The organism is Nocardia cyriacigeorgica (assembly GCF_029868385.1).
Taxonomy (GTDB): domain Bacteria; phylum Actinomycetota; class Actinomycetes; order Mycobacteriales; family Mycobacteriaceae; genus Nocardia; species Nocardia cyriacigeorgica_F.
Window position 1 is genome coordinate 12,787 of sequence record NZ_JARWNX010000033.1, and the last position, 12,761, is coordinate 25,547.

Consider the following 12,761-nt stretch of genomic DNA (forward strand, 5'->3'; position numbering starts at 1 on the left):
CAGGCGGCGCAAATCCAACACAGTACGCTCAGCGCGTGAGCAGTATCCAGGTCGCAGATCAGACATTTGTCGCCGCTCCGGGCGCGGCGGTCGGTGAGGTGCTCGCCGCGCCGGGCAAGTGGCGGCGCTGGTGGCCGGATCTGACCTTGGACGTGCGAGAAGACCGTGGCGACAAGGGAATCCGCTGGACTGTCGGCGGTGCGTTGACCGGCACCATGGAGGTGTGGTTGGAGCCCTCGTTGGATGGGGTGATCCTGCATTATTTCCTGCATGCCGAGCCGACGCGTCCGATCGAGCCGCGCAGGTTGGCCGAGGCCAATCGGGCGCGCCGGGTCGCGGGTAAGAAGATGTCGTTCGAGGTGAAGTCTCGGCTGGAGGCGGATCGCCCGGCCGGTGTCGCGCCTGCACACGCCTCCTGAACTGTTCATATCTCGACGTTTCACCGCCAGCATCGTCGCCGGAAAGGAAACCGTTCACCGTCATGGCCGACCGGACCCAGAGATCGATTGTCATCGCGGCCCCGTCGCAGCAGGTGATGTCCGTTATCGCCGATCTGGCGTCCTACCCGGAGTGGGTGTCGTCGGCCAAATCGGTGGAGGTGCTCGAATCCGGTCCCGATGGCCGTGCCCGGACCGCGCGTTTCGTGTTGGACGCTGGCGTCGTCAAGGACACCTACGTGTTGGCCTACAACTGGCGTCCGGATGGTAAGGCCGTCACCTGGACGCTGCTCAGCGGTGATCTCCAGAAGGCACAGAACGGTAGCTACGAACTCGTCGACCAGCCCGACGGCAGTACCGAGGTGATCTACCAGCTCACCGTGGATCTCAATATCCCGATGATCGGCATGTTCAAACGCAAGGCCGAGAAGGTGATCACCGATACCGCGTTGAAGGAGCTGAAGAAACGGGTCGAAGGCTGACCGCGCACGGACCCGGCGGCGGCACATCCGGTCCTGACGGCCCCGGCGGCGCGATGTCCAGCGCGGACGGCATGCGGAGTACCGGACGGTCCGACGGCGCAATCCCTGGAACCACCGGCGACCGAGGCACCCGCGTCGAGTTGTTCATCGGTAAGGGCGGGGTCGGGAAGACGACGCTGGCGTGCGCGACCGCGATGTCGTACGCGCGAGCCGGTTCCCGAGTTCTTGTCGCGTCCCTCGATCAGGCTCATTCCCTCGGTGACGCGCTCGGTTTCCGGTTCTCGCACGATCCGGGCACGGTCGCCGGAATCGCCGCGGTGGTGCCGGGACTCGATGTGATCGAGATCGATTCGCTCGCCTTGCTGGAGGACCGGTTCCGCGAGGTGGCGCGGCTGCTGACCGCCGACACCGGCCACGATCACGGTATCGATCTGGGCGCGCTGGATCCGGCGGAACTCACCGGTCTGCCCGGCGTGCAGGAACTACTGATGCTGGTGGAGATCACCGAATACGCGAATGAGAACGACTGGGATGTGATCGTCGTGGATTGTCCGCCCTCGGCGGATATGCTGCGCATCGTCACCGCTCCCGATACGCTGCTCGGCTATCTCGACCGGGTGTGGCCGCCGCATGCGCGCGCGATGAGCAGTATCGGCACCGATCTGCGCCGGGTGGTGTTGGCCGCGACCGTGCAGCGCATCGTCCGTGCGGTCACCGAGGTGCGTGATCTGCTGGCCGATCATGCACGCACCAGCGCGCGGTTGATCACGGTCGCCGAGCGGGTCGCGGTCGCCGAATCGGCTCGGGTGCGTTCGGCGGCGGCGCTGCTCGGGTTGCGGTTGGACGCCGTGGTGGTCAACAAGGTGCTGCCCGCGGTGCCCGAACCGACCGGGCCCGCCGACGCCGCCCATCCTGCGGTGCACTGGTATCGGAATCGGCGCGCCGAACAGCATGATGTGATCGCCGGGTTGCGTCGCGCCATGCCCGAGGTTGCGGTGCTGGTCGCCGCGCATACCGGCCCGGAACCGGTCGGTGTGGGTTCGCTGGCCGCGCTGTCGTACGCGGTCGGTGAGAGCGATTCGATGGCGGCGCAGGGGCACGGCGCGCGACGCGACGCGGCCGCGGAACTCGACACGGGCCCGGTCCTGGGCAACAATCCCGCTGAGGGCGGCGCGCGTTCCGGCGAACCGGTGGTTCGATGGGAGTCGGGCGCCGGGCTGCATTCGGTGTATGCGATGCGAATGCATCTGCCGGTCGCCGATCCAGCGACGCTGCGGCTGGGACGAGTGGAGGACGATTTGATCGTGGGAGCGGATGGGGTGCGGCGCCGGGTGCGGCTGGCGCCGGTGTTGCGGCGGTGCACGGTCGCCGCCGCCGAACTCGACGGCGGCTATCTCATCGTCCGTTTCCAGCCCGATCCGGAGGTGTGGCCGCTGTGACCGCCACCGCCGAACCCGACGGTCTCGCCGAATTCGCCGTCGAACTCAAACTGCTCGCCGAAGCCGTACTCGAACGGGTCGAACCGGTGCTGCGCCGGGCGGCGGCCGACGGTAAACCGGAATGGGACAATTGCAGCTGGTGCCCGGTCTGCGCGGCGGCGGCGCTGGTGCGTGGGGAACAGCATGATGTGCTCTCGGCGATCGCCGATCACGGCACCGCGATCGTCACGGTCCTGCGGGAGGCGCTCGCTGGTGTGCCGGTAGAGCCGGTGATGCCGGAGGGCAGTCCCGAACACGGTGTGCGGCACCGTCATCACAGTGCCCGGCCGGAGGCGGCCGAGCACCCGGCGGCCGATCGGGTGGATTCCGTGCCGCGCGGTGGTCCGGATACGCGGGGCCCCGCAACATCGGCCGCCGCCGAACCCGGTCCGGGCGACATCGGCCCGACCGACGGGGACACCGGCACGGGGTCGGACAGTCCAGGCGCAGGTGAGGCCACCGATCCCGGTGGTCGAGAGTCCGCTACGGGCAATCGCACTCGCGCCCGATACGTCGGCATCCCCGTGACGATCAAGACATGACCGCATCGGCGGCGGGTGCGCACCCACTGACCGTCGGAATCGACGTCGGCGGCACCAATATCCGTGCCTCCGTCGTCGACGGCGACGGCGCGGTGCTCGATACCGTGCAGGCGCCGACCCCGCATTCGGCGCGCGCCCTCGACGATGCCATCGACCGCGCCGTCCGCGAACTCGCCGGACGCCATCACATCGACGCGGTCGGTCTCGCGGTGGCCGGGTTCGTCAACGGCGATTACACCACCGTCCGTTTCGCCCCGCATCTGCCCTGGCAGGACGCACCCGTTGCCCAACGGCTCACCGACCGTCTCGGTCTGCCGGTGCTGTTGGAACACGACGCCAACGCCGCCATGTGGGCCGAATACCGGTTCGGGGCCGCGGCAGGCGGACACAATGTGGTGCTCGTGGCGATCGGCACCGGCATCGGCGCCGCCCTACTCATCGACGGCAAGCTCTATCGCGGCACCCACGGCATCGCCCCCGAACTCGGACATCTGCAAATGGTGCCGGAGGGTCGCGCCTGCGCCTGCGGTAAACGCGGCTGCTGGGAGCGCTATTGCAGCGGAACGGCGCTCGCCGACACCGCCATCGAACTGCTCGCCACCGATCAGGCGCCGTCGGTGCTGGCCAGGGAGGTCTTCCGGGATCCCGGTTCGCTCACCGGTCGCCGTGTCGCCGGTGCGGCGCAGGACGGCGACCCGCTCGCCTTGCGCGCGATGACCGATTTCGCCCGCTGGCTCGGGCTCGGACTCGCCTTCGTCGCCGATATCTTCGATCCCGATCTGATCGTCATCGCGGGCGGTGTCAGCAGTTCGGCACCGCTGTTCCTCGACGAGGCCCGCGAAGAGTACGCCACCGCCCTCACCGGCCGTGGCCATCGCCCGCTCGCCCGGATCCGCACCACCCAGCTCGGCGAGGCCGCGGGCATGATCGGTGTCGCCGAAATGGCCCGGGCCGCGCTCGCTGCGCCGGGTGGCGATATCTCCTCGGTCGCGCACACCACGCGCTGAGCACGCACCCGGTCACGCCATCACATCGGCGCAGCCCTCGACCGCGGAGCCTCCCAGGTGAGCGGCCCGGCATACTTCCGGCAACCCCGCCGGTCGCCCGCACGCGTCCCGGCGAATTCACCACGGTCTCCGAAACTCCGCACCATAGCCAGCGCAACGGTACGAATCGCACCACCCGAATGTGGTGAGATTCGCCTCCGTGATTGGATGTGATCTGCGACCAGCGGTAAAGTCGGCAACCGAGGGTGCCCGCCTACGATCCCGTTCCCGGGGGTAAGGACGTCATGTTCTACTGGCTGCTGAAGTACGTGTTTCCGGGTCCATTCATGCACGTGTACAACCGGCCGACGGTCGAAGGCGTCGAACACATCCCCGCCGCGGGCGCTGCCATCCTGGCCGGCAACCACCTCTCCTTCGCCGACTGGCTGTTCGCGCCGCTGCTGAGCCCACGCCGGATCAGCTACCTGGCCAAGGCCGAATACTTCACCACCCCCGGAGTCAAGGGCCGTCTCCAGAAGTTCTTCTTCAGCGGCACCGGCCAGTACCCGATCGACCGCAGTGGCGCGAGCGCCGCCGAGGACGCGCTCAACGCCGCCCGCAAACTCATCGATAAGGGCCACCTCGTCGGCCTCTACCCCGAGGGCACCCGCTCCCCCGACGGCCGCCTCTACAAGGGCAAGACCGGCATCGCCCGGCTGGCACTGGAAACCGGCGTCCCCGTCATCCCCGTCGCGGTCATCGGCACCGACGAGGTCAGCCCGCCCGGACCGTTTCGCTGGCGCCGCCGCAAGGTGACCCTGAAGTTCGGCGCCCCGCTCGACTTCTCCCGCTACGAAGGCATGGGCGGCAACCGCTTCGTCGAACGCGCCGTCACCGACGAGGTCATGTACGAACTCATGCGGCTCACCGGCCAGGAGTACGTCGACGTCTACGCGGCGAGCCTCAAGAAGGGCGTACCCTCCGGTTCCGCTCCCGAGGCCACCCGTATCCCCGAATCCGCCGCGAGCTGAAGCACTTTCGGCCCGATCACCTTTCGATCAGCGCGCGACTGTAGGCCCGCGTCTCATCGCCCGCCACCTACTCCATCGGCCGGATCCGCCGCAACAGACCCGCGGCGGGGAGTCGATCGGACCGGCCACATCGGGCAACACCTCGGCGCATCAACCTCTCGCTGAACCACACCGCCCGCCGGACAAGCCGTTGACCCGCCCGACGAACCACGTTCACATTGCGTTGAGTTCGCTGCGCCAAGGTCGACGCCATGGTTGTGTTCCACCCCGGCAACGGCTTGTCCCGGCGCACGCTGCTGCGCACCTCCACCCTCGGCCTGATGGCCGCACCCGCACTCGCCGCATGTGCCGACGACTCGGGGCCGGCGCTGGTCCGGCAACGACCCACACTCACCCACGGCGTCGCCGTCGGTGACCCGCGCAGCGACGGCGCGCTGATCTGGGCCCGCTCCGATCGCCCCGCGACAGTGATCGTGGAAACCGCGGCCACCGAATCGTTCACCGACGCCAAACGATTCACCGGACCGCTGCTGACCCCCGACACCGACGGCACCGGCCGCCTGCGCGTCTCCGGTCTGCCCGCGGGCGCACAGGTGCACTACCGGGTCACCCTCGAAGGCGAGGACGGCGCCACCTCCGAACCGGTCACCGGCGTCTTCCGCACCGCACCGCTGGCACCTGCCGATATCCGGCTGCACTGGTCCGGTGACGTCGCGGGCCAGGGCTACGGCATCAATCCCGATATCGGTGGTATGCGGATCTTCTCCACCATGGCCGCCCGCGACCCGCACCTGTTCCTGCACTCCGGCGACGTCGTCTACGCCGACGGCCCCCTGAAGGACACGGTGACACTGCCCGACGGCCGGATCTGGCGAAACATCGTCACCGAAGCCAAGAGCGCCGTCGCCGAAACCCTCGACCAGTACCGGGGCCAGTACGCCTACAACCTGACCGACGACAATGTGCGCCGCTTCAATGCCTCGGTCGCGCAACTGGTCCAGTGGGACGATCACGAAACCACCAACAACTGGTCACCGGGCGGCACCGTCGCCGCCGACAAGGGCTACACCGAACGCGATATGACCACCCTCGCCACCCGCGCCTGGCAGGCCTTCCACGAATGGAATCCGCTGGACCCGGCCGAGGCCGCCGACGGCAGGCTCTACCGCAAGATCGCCTACGGCCCCCTGCTCGACGTGTTCGTGCTCGATATGCGCACCTACAAGGACCTCAACGGCGCCAACACCTCTCCCGACGGTCGGATCTTCGGCCCGGAACAAACCCGCTGGCTCATCGATGGACTGCGCGCGTCCACCGCGACCTGGAAGATCATCGCCAACGATCTGCCGCTCGGTCTGGTGGTCCCCGACGGCAAGGCAGCGTTCGAAGGTCCCGCCAACGGTGATCCGGGCGCGCCCACCGGGCGCGAATCCGAGATCGCCCAGGTGCTCTCGGCCATCAAGGCCGATCGGGTGCGCGGCGTGCTGTGGCTGACCGCCGACGTCCACTACACCGCCGCCCACCACTACTCCCCCGAACGCGCGACCTTCACCGATTTCGACGAGTTCTGGGAGTTCGTCTCGGGACCGCTCAACGCGGGCGCCTTCGGACCCAACACCCTCGACCCCACCTTCGGACCGGAGGCGGTGTTCGTGCACGCCCCGCCGGAGCCGAACACCTCCCCGCTCGACGGCGCCTACCAGCACTTCGGTGAGGTCGTGATCGACGGCCGGTCAAGGGAGCTGACGGTGAATCTGTGCGATGCGAGCGGATCGGTGCTGTTCAGCCGACGGCTCGCCGCACCGGGTCGATGACGGCGGCGGATCGGGCGCGCACGAGCGGGCGCGCTGTGGTTAGCTTGCGTGCCATGAGCACGCCGCACACTGTCGCCGCCGAAGAACATCTCCCCCGTGACACCGCGGATGTCGTTCGCACTGTGCGCGATTCGCGTGAGCGCGCCGAACCGCTGACCGTATGCGGTGGTGAGCTGGTCGACGACGGTGTTTCGGTGCCCGATCAGCGCGCGGTGGTCTCGATGCGCCGGATGAACTCGGTGCTCGATATCAATCTCGGCCGCGGCACGGTCCGCGTGCAGGCCGGAGCCCGCCTCTCCGAGATCGACCGCAGGCTCGGCGCGCACGGGCTCGGCCTGCCGATCGTCGGCGATCACCGCGATATCACCGCTGGCGGATTCGCCTCCGTCGGCGGGGTGAGCACGGCCTCGCACAAGTACGGCATGTTCATCGACCGGATCGTCGACCTCGAATACGTCGATCCGGACGGCCGGATCGGCACCTGCGGGCGCGACCATCACACCGAGCGTTTCCACCGCATCCTCGGCGCGGGCGGCCGCGCTGGCATCATCACGGCGCTGACCCTCGACACCGTCGAGGTGGACAAGGACCACAGCTGGCTCAGCACCAACGCTCACCGGTTCCTGGATTTCGATTCGTTCGTCGAATACGCCCACGGGCAGGTCAGTCGGCCCGGTGAGGCGGTGCTGCAAGTGGGGCGCTGGGTCGATACCGCGCCGCTGAAGGTGTCGCGGCCGGTCGGCACCGGGCATGTGCAGTTGGGCACGGTGCGGTTCGGGCAGTGGTCGAGCCTCTACCCCACCGCGCCGACCCGGTCGCTGCGCGCGCGTCGCGAGGTGGGTTCGCGGGCCCGTAAATCGCTCGGCGTGATCGCCTCGGCAGCGGGCGGGCGCGCGGGCATGCCGGTCCGCAACGCCGCCGCGGGCGCGGTCATGCTCACCCCCAAGGTGCTGACCCTGCGCGACGCCGAATACCTCGCCGACACCGTCATCAGCTCCTCCGAACGCGGCCCCGCCTACCGCGTCGGCGTATTCGCGCCGCTGTCGGGCTACACCTCGGTGTTCTACCGCCTGCACGACCTGTTCGCCGGACACCGCGAACGCACCGGATGCTTCACCGTCATCTCGGCCATGACCTACGGTGTGCGCTCGAAGTTCCTGCGCGACGAATCCGCCCTCCGCGATCTGCCCACCGAAGACCACGGCCTGATCACCTTCACCTGCCGCCTCCGCCCCTCCGCCCTCCCTTCGGAACAACTGCGCGACATCGTCACCACCATCGACGAGATCTGCCGCTCCGAAAACGCCCTCCGCTACGACTCCGCGGCCTGATCCCCGGTTCGCGTCCGAGCCGTTCGGCAGCAGGAGGGCTCGTTACGGCACTGATACCGGCATGCCCTTGACCAGGCTAACTTTGCGATGCAGAGTGAAACCATGAACTCTGCATCGCAAAGTTACCCGGATGCCGAGCGAGCACGCCAACTCGTCGGCGATCTCGAACAGCTCACCGCACGTGGCTGGCGCATCGCCGCCGCCGCATGGTTCCCGTCACTGTGCGCGGCGGTCACGATCCTGGCGTCGGTACCCGCGGGAATCCTGCTCGACGGGCACGGCGGCGTCGGACTGTACTGGCTGTTCGCCGTGCCGCTCGCCGCAGTGGCGACGGCCTGGTACTTCACCACCCGCCGCGTGCAACTGCCCGAAACGCGCGGCGCCGTCCTCGGACTGGCGGGTCTGCTCATGATCGCCGGGACACTGCTGCTCGGCCGAATCCTCGACGACGCCTTGGCGTTCGCCGCACCGTGGCTGACGATCGGCATCGGCTTCGCCGTGTTCGGCGTTGCCATGCGCGCCGTCGGGCCGCTGCTCGTCGGCCTGGTGAGCCTTGCCGCATCGATCATCGTCAGCGTGACCGATCCCGCGCATGCCTATTCGATCCTGGCGCTCGCCGTCGGCGGCACCGCGGCGCTGGCGGTGTTCGCCGAACTGGTGCGCACAGATCCGGCGCGGGTGTGATGCACGATCCACATCCGGCCGTCTCGCTCAACGACACTGTTCACCAGCGCACCCGCCTCGGCATTCTCGCCCTGCTGCGCAGCGGCGTCTCGATGGAATTCGGCGCGCTACGCGACACCCTGCACCTCACCGACGGCAATCTGAACCGCCACCTCAAGGTCCTCGACGATGCGGGTTTGATCGCAGGCACCCGTGCCACCGGCCATGGGAAGCGCCCCCGCACCTGGTTCAGCCTGACCGAAGCCGGCCGCGCCGCCCTCGACGCCGAACTGGCCGCGCTGCGCGCCCTCATCGCCGCCGCCGAGGATTGACCGGCGGACCATGCCGATCGGCGCTTCTGGTGCCGTTGTCGTCCGCGGAGGCAGGGAGTCCGCGTGACTGCCTATCGTTGCGGTGTGGATGTGTTCGACGATTTGCTGCGCAATGTCCGGGGTAACGGATCGGTGTTCGGGCGACCGGAACTCGCGCCGATGGGGTCGTTGCGGTTGGGGGAAGCGGCGTATCTGACGTTGTGTGCGCCGATGCGGGGCGGTGGGGTGTTGCGCACGTGTGATGGTGGGGAGCGGCCGCTCGCGGCGGGCGAGACGGCGATCGTGCGTGGGCCGGAACCGTTCACTTTCACCGATATGTCCGAGCCGGGGGCGGCCGGAGCCGAGCCGACCGTGCTGATGGTCGCCTCCTATGAGGTGCGGGCCGAGGTTCCGCAACGGCTGCTGCGCGTGCTGCCGCGCGTCGCGGTCGTCACCGATGCGGAGGACTGCACGGCGTTGCGCGACTACATCCAGGCGCAGCTGGCGATGTCGGGGCCGGGCCGGCAGATCGTGCTGGATCGGATGCTGGACTGGCTGCTGGTGTGCACCCTGCGCGATTGGTTCGATCGGCCAGAGGCCGCGCCGCCCGCCTGGTACCGCGCGCTCGGTGACGACGTTGTCGGCCCGGCGCTGACCGCCCTGCATGCCGATCCGGCGCGCGGCTGGTCGACGGCCGAGCTGGCCGCGGCGGCGGGGGTCGCGCGGACCACATTCACCACCCGTTTCACCGCCTCGGTCGGCCAGAGCCCGGCCGCCTACCTCACCGAATGGCGGCTCACCCTCGCCGCCGATCTACTCGCCCACTCCGAGCTGACCGTGGCCGCCATCGCCCGGCGGGTGGGATACGCGGACGCGTTCGGGTTCTCCAGCGCGTTCAAGCGAGTGCGCGGGACCAGCCCGAGCGCCTATCGGCGCGCGGTGATCGGCGCATCCGATATCCCGGTCACCACCGGCGATTACGCGCGCCAGACCTCGGCCTCGGCGGCCGCGAACTCGGCGAAGGTCCGCGGCTCCCGGCCGAGGGCGCGGCGGACACCGTCGGCGACCACCGCATCCGAACTGGTGCGAATCGAGCTCAACGCACCGGACCAGATCTCGATCTCCTCCTCGGGGACGCCCGCGGCCGCCAGTTCCCGCTCGAAATCGGCGACCTCCACCGGGACATAGTCCGCACCCCGCCCCGAGGCGGCCGCGATCTGTGCCAGCGCCTCCTTCATGCTCAGCGCCTCGGGCCCGGTCAGATCGTAGGTCTGCCCATCGTGTCCGGTGTCGGTGAGCGCGGCGACGGCCACGGCCGCGATATCGGCGGCATCGACGAAGGTCGACTGTCCGTCCGCCACCGGGAGGACGAGTTCGCCGGAAAGGATGCCGCCGAGGAAGGCACCCTCGGAGAAGTTCTGCATGAACCAGCTCGGCCGCAGCACCGTCCACCTCAGACCGGACTCGCGCAGCGCCGCCTCACCTTCCAGGTGCGCTCGGCCACCGGCGTAACCGTCATCGAAATGACCCGGTGTGTCGACGCCACGAGCCGAGAGCAGCACCACCCGTTCGACGCCCGCCGCGGCCGCCGCACGCACCAGTGCAGGCGTGGGCGAGGGAGAAACGTCCAGCGGCACCACGAAGACCGCCCGCACTCCGGTGAGGGCGGCTTCCCAGGTCTGCGGATCGGCCCAGTCGAATCGGGTGTCACCGGAGCGCGAACCGACGCGGACGTCGTCCCCGCGCTCGCGCAGCAGCGCCGTGACGCGCCGCCCCACTTTGCCGGTTCCGCCGATGACGAGCACTGTGTTGGTATCCATGTTCCGATCCTCACCCGCACGGGTGGGCGGCGGCCATGTCCGAGGCACCGCGACAGATAGACAGATGACGGGCCGCCACCGGAGAAACAGCGAACGCCCCACCGGTGGCACCGGTGGGGCGTTCGTCGTGAGGTCGTATCAGTGCTTCTCGGGACCCATGTGGTACTCGAACACCAGCCCGCCCGCGGCGATCAGGACGAGCACGACGCCGATACCGATCAGCCAGAACTGGAAGAACGCCAGACCGAGGGCGGTCACCGAACCGGCGGCCGCGAGGGTGATGGGCCAGAAGCTGCCGGGCGAGAAGAAGCCGAGGTCACCGGCACCATCGACGATCTCGGCGTCTTCGTAGTCCTCCGGGCGCAGATCGAGGCGCCGGGCGACGAAGCGGAAGTAGGTGCCGATGATCAGCGACAGGCCCGCGGTCAGCACGATGGCGGTGGTGCCCGCCCATTCGACGCCGGTGCGCGACTGTGCCGTGAAGAAGCCGTAGACGATGCCGACGATGACGAAGAACACCGTCAGCAGTTCGAAAATCCGCGCTTCGATCTTCATGTCAGATCAGTCCTCAGTTGCTCTCGGCCGCGCTCTTGACGGTGCGGTCGGTATTGAACGGCCGGGTGGAGGTGGCCACCGGCGATTCACCGATGGACTCGAGTGCCTGGGCGTTGGTCATACCCTTGTCGCGCGCTTCGATATAGGCCTGGAACTTCTCCGGCGAGACGGCGCGGACCTCGAAGTTCATCATCGAGTGGTAGGTACCGCACATCTCGGCGCAGCGGCCGACGAACGCGCCTTCCTTCTCGATCTCGGTGATCTGGAAGACGTTGTCGGAGTGGTTTTCCTTCGGGTTCGGCATCACGTCGCGCTTGAACAGGAACTCCGGCACCCAGAAGGCGTGGATGACGTCGGCGGCGGCGAGCTGGAACTCGATGGTCTTACCGGTCGGCAGGACCAGCACCGGGATCTCGTTGCTGGAGCCGATGGTCTCGATCTTGTCGTAGTGCAGGTAGGACAGGATGTCGTTTTCCGGCTTACCGTGCACCGGACCCGGCTGCGGGTGGCCGTGCTCGGCGTCGACGCGCTCCTCGTAGGCCTTCAGCTGCTCCTGGTTGAGGCCTTCGCGCTCGGTGTCGATGCCGTTGTAGGCGAAACCGTTCTTCAGGTCGACGGTGCGGTAGCCGAACTTCCAGTTCCACTGGAAGGCGGTGACGTCGACGACGACATCGGGGTTGTCGACCTTCTCGTGCACGTAGTTCTGCACGACCACGGTGAAGTAGAACAGCACCGCGATGATGACGAACGGCGCTGCCGTGTAGGACAGCTCCAGCGGCACGTTGTAACCGGTCTGGCGCGGGAACTCCGGCGAGTCCTTCTTCTTACGGTGGAACGCGATGGTCCAGAAGGTCAGACCCCACACCAGCACGCCCATCACCAGGGCGGCGATCACCGACCAGGTCCACAGCTCGCGCATGCGGGTGGCCTGCGGCGTGATGCCCGATGGCCAGCCGAACCGCAGCCAGACATTGTCGATCGAGCAGCCCGAGACGAGCATTGCGGTGATGCCCAAGGACACCGCCAGCCCCGCCCGCCGAAGGATCCGGCCCTGCCGACCCCGGGCGGGTCGTGCCCCGATCTCGTCGCTCGCCTTGTGCGCCACGCTCACGCCTTCCTGGTCGCCACACATTCCGACACTGCACCGTCCGCGGGGGACGGTACGTCAACAGCCTTTCAGGTCCTCGCCGCGGCAACCGGCGCTTTCGCGCACAGAGCACCACGGGACGGCCCGAGTACTACGCAGCGTAGACCAAACCTGGTCTTGGTTCCGCGTCGGGTCGGCTTCGACACTCCGTGCGGCAGGGGCAA

At 68.3% G+C, this 12,761-nt stretch carries 13 protein-coding genes and 1 pseudogene; 11 read left to right on the top strand and 3 right to left on the bottom strand.

Annotated features, from left to right (window positions below; genetic code table 11):
• The first annotated feature begins 35 nt into the window (after positions 1 to 35).
• The 11 genes and pseudogenes from QH168_RS07390 to QH168_RS07440 form a co-directional block, all read left to right on the top strand.
• Entirely contained in the window at positions 36 to 419 is a 384-nt protein-coding gene (locus QH168_RS07390; protein ID WP_280233756.1) for a polyketide cyclase / dehydrase and lipid transport, read from the top strand.
• A 62-nt stretch (positions 420 to 481) separates the two neighbouring features.
• Positions 482 to 919: an SRPBCC family protein gene (locus QH168_RS07395; RefSeq protein WP_280233757.1), complete on the top strand. Its 438-nt coding sequence runs from the start codon at positions 482 to 484 to the stop codon at positions 917 to 919.
• 140 nt (positions 920 to 1,059) lie between these two features.
• On the top strand, positions 1,060 to 2,358 hold the full coding sequence (locus QH168_RS07400) for an ArsA family ATPase (RefSeq protein ID WP_280233790.1): 1,299 nt from the start codon (positions 1,060 to 1,062) through the stop codon (positions 2,356 to 2,358).
• Complete coding sequence (locus QH168_RS07405; protein WP_280233758.1) at positions 2,355 to 2,939, top strand: hypothetical protein; 585 nt, start codon at positions 2,355 to 2,357, stop codon at positions 2,937 to 2,939. The genes QH168_RS07400 and QH168_RS07405 overlap by 4 nt, the downstream gene beginning before the upstream one ends.
• Positions 2,936 to 3,946 (top strand): ROK family protein, encoded by a 1,011-nt coding sequence (locus tag QH168_RS07410; protein WP_280233759.1) that lies wholly within the window; start codon positions 2,936 to 2,938, stop codon positions 3,944 to 3,946. The genes QH168_RS07405 and QH168_RS07410 overlap by 4 nt, the downstream gene beginning before the upstream one ends.
• 284 nt (positions 3,947 to 4,230) lie before the next feature.
• Positions 4,231 to 4,956 (top strand): lysophospholipid acyltransferase family protein, encoded by a 726-nt coding sequence (locus QH168_RS07415; RefSeq protein ID WP_280233791.1) that lies wholly within the window; start codon positions 4,231 to 4,233, stop codon positions 4,954 to 4,956.
• A 251-nt stretch (positions 4,957 to 5,207) separates the two neighbouring features.
• The gene (locus QH168_RS07420; protein ID WP_280233760.1) at positions 5,208 to 6,770 is read left to right on the top strand and encodes an alkaline phosphatase D family protein; all 1,563 of its coding nucleotides are present in this window, start codon (positions 5,208 to 5,210) and stop codon (positions 6,768 to 6,770) included.
• Positions 6,771 to 6,823: 53 nt separating this feature from the next.
• Positions 6,824 to 8,101 (top strand): FAD-binding oxidoreductase, encoded by a 1,278-nt coding sequence (locus tag QH168_RS07425; protein WP_280233761.1) that lies wholly within the window; start codon positions 6,824 to 6,826, stop codon positions 8,099 to 8,101.
• A gap of 102 nt (positions 8,102 to 8,203) precedes the next feature.
• The gene (locus tag QH168_RS07430) at positions 8,204 to 8,785 is read left to right on the top strand and encodes a hypothetical protein (protein WP_280233762.1); all 582 of its coding nucleotides are present in this window, start codon (positions 8,204 to 8,206) and stop codon (positions 8,783 to 8,785) included.
• Complete coding sequence (locus QH168_RS07435) at positions 8,785 to 9,096, top strand: transcriptional regulator (RefSeq protein ID WP_280233792.1); 312 nt, start codon at positions 8,785 to 8,787, stop codon at positions 9,094 to 9,096. Before QH168_RS07430 ends, QH168_RS07435 begins: the two co-directional genes overlap by 1 nt.
• A gap of 90 nt (positions 9,097 to 9,186) precedes the next feature.
• Positions 9,187 to 9,999 (top strand): annotated as a pseudogene (locus QH168_RS07440) (AraC family transcriptional regulator); the annotation flags it as partial.
• 53 nt (positions 10,000 to 10,052) lie between these two features.
• Here QH168_RS07440 and QH168_RS07445 read toward each other — a convergent pair.
• The 3 genes from QH168_RS07445 to ctaC all read right to left on the bottom strand — a co-directional run bounded on the left by QH168_RS07445 (position 10,053) and on the right by ctaC (position 12,450).
• Positions 10,053 to 10,895: an NAD(P)H-binding protein gene (locus QH168_RS07445; RefSeq protein ID WP_280233763.1), complete on the bottom strand. Its 843-nt coding sequence runs from the start codon at positions 10,893 to 10,895 to the stop codon at positions 10,053 to 10,055.
• A 138-nt stretch (positions 10,896 to 11,033) separates the two neighbouring features.
• A complete protein-coding gene (locus tag QH168_RS07450) occupies positions 11,034 to 11,450 on the bottom strand; it encodes a cytochrome c oxidase subunit 4 (RefSeq protein WP_280233764.1) in 417 nt (138 codons plus the stop codon).
• A 13-nt stretch (positions 11,451 to 11,463) separates the two neighbouring features.
• The gene (ctaC, locus tag QH168_RS07455) at positions 11,464 to 12,450 is read right to left on the bottom strand and encodes an aa3-type cytochrome oxidase subunit II (RefSeq protein WP_280233793.1); all 987 of its coding nucleotides are present in this window, start codon (positions 12,448 to 12,450) and stop codon (positions 11,464 to 11,466) included.
• Positions 12,451 to 12,761: the final 311 nt, after the last annotated feature.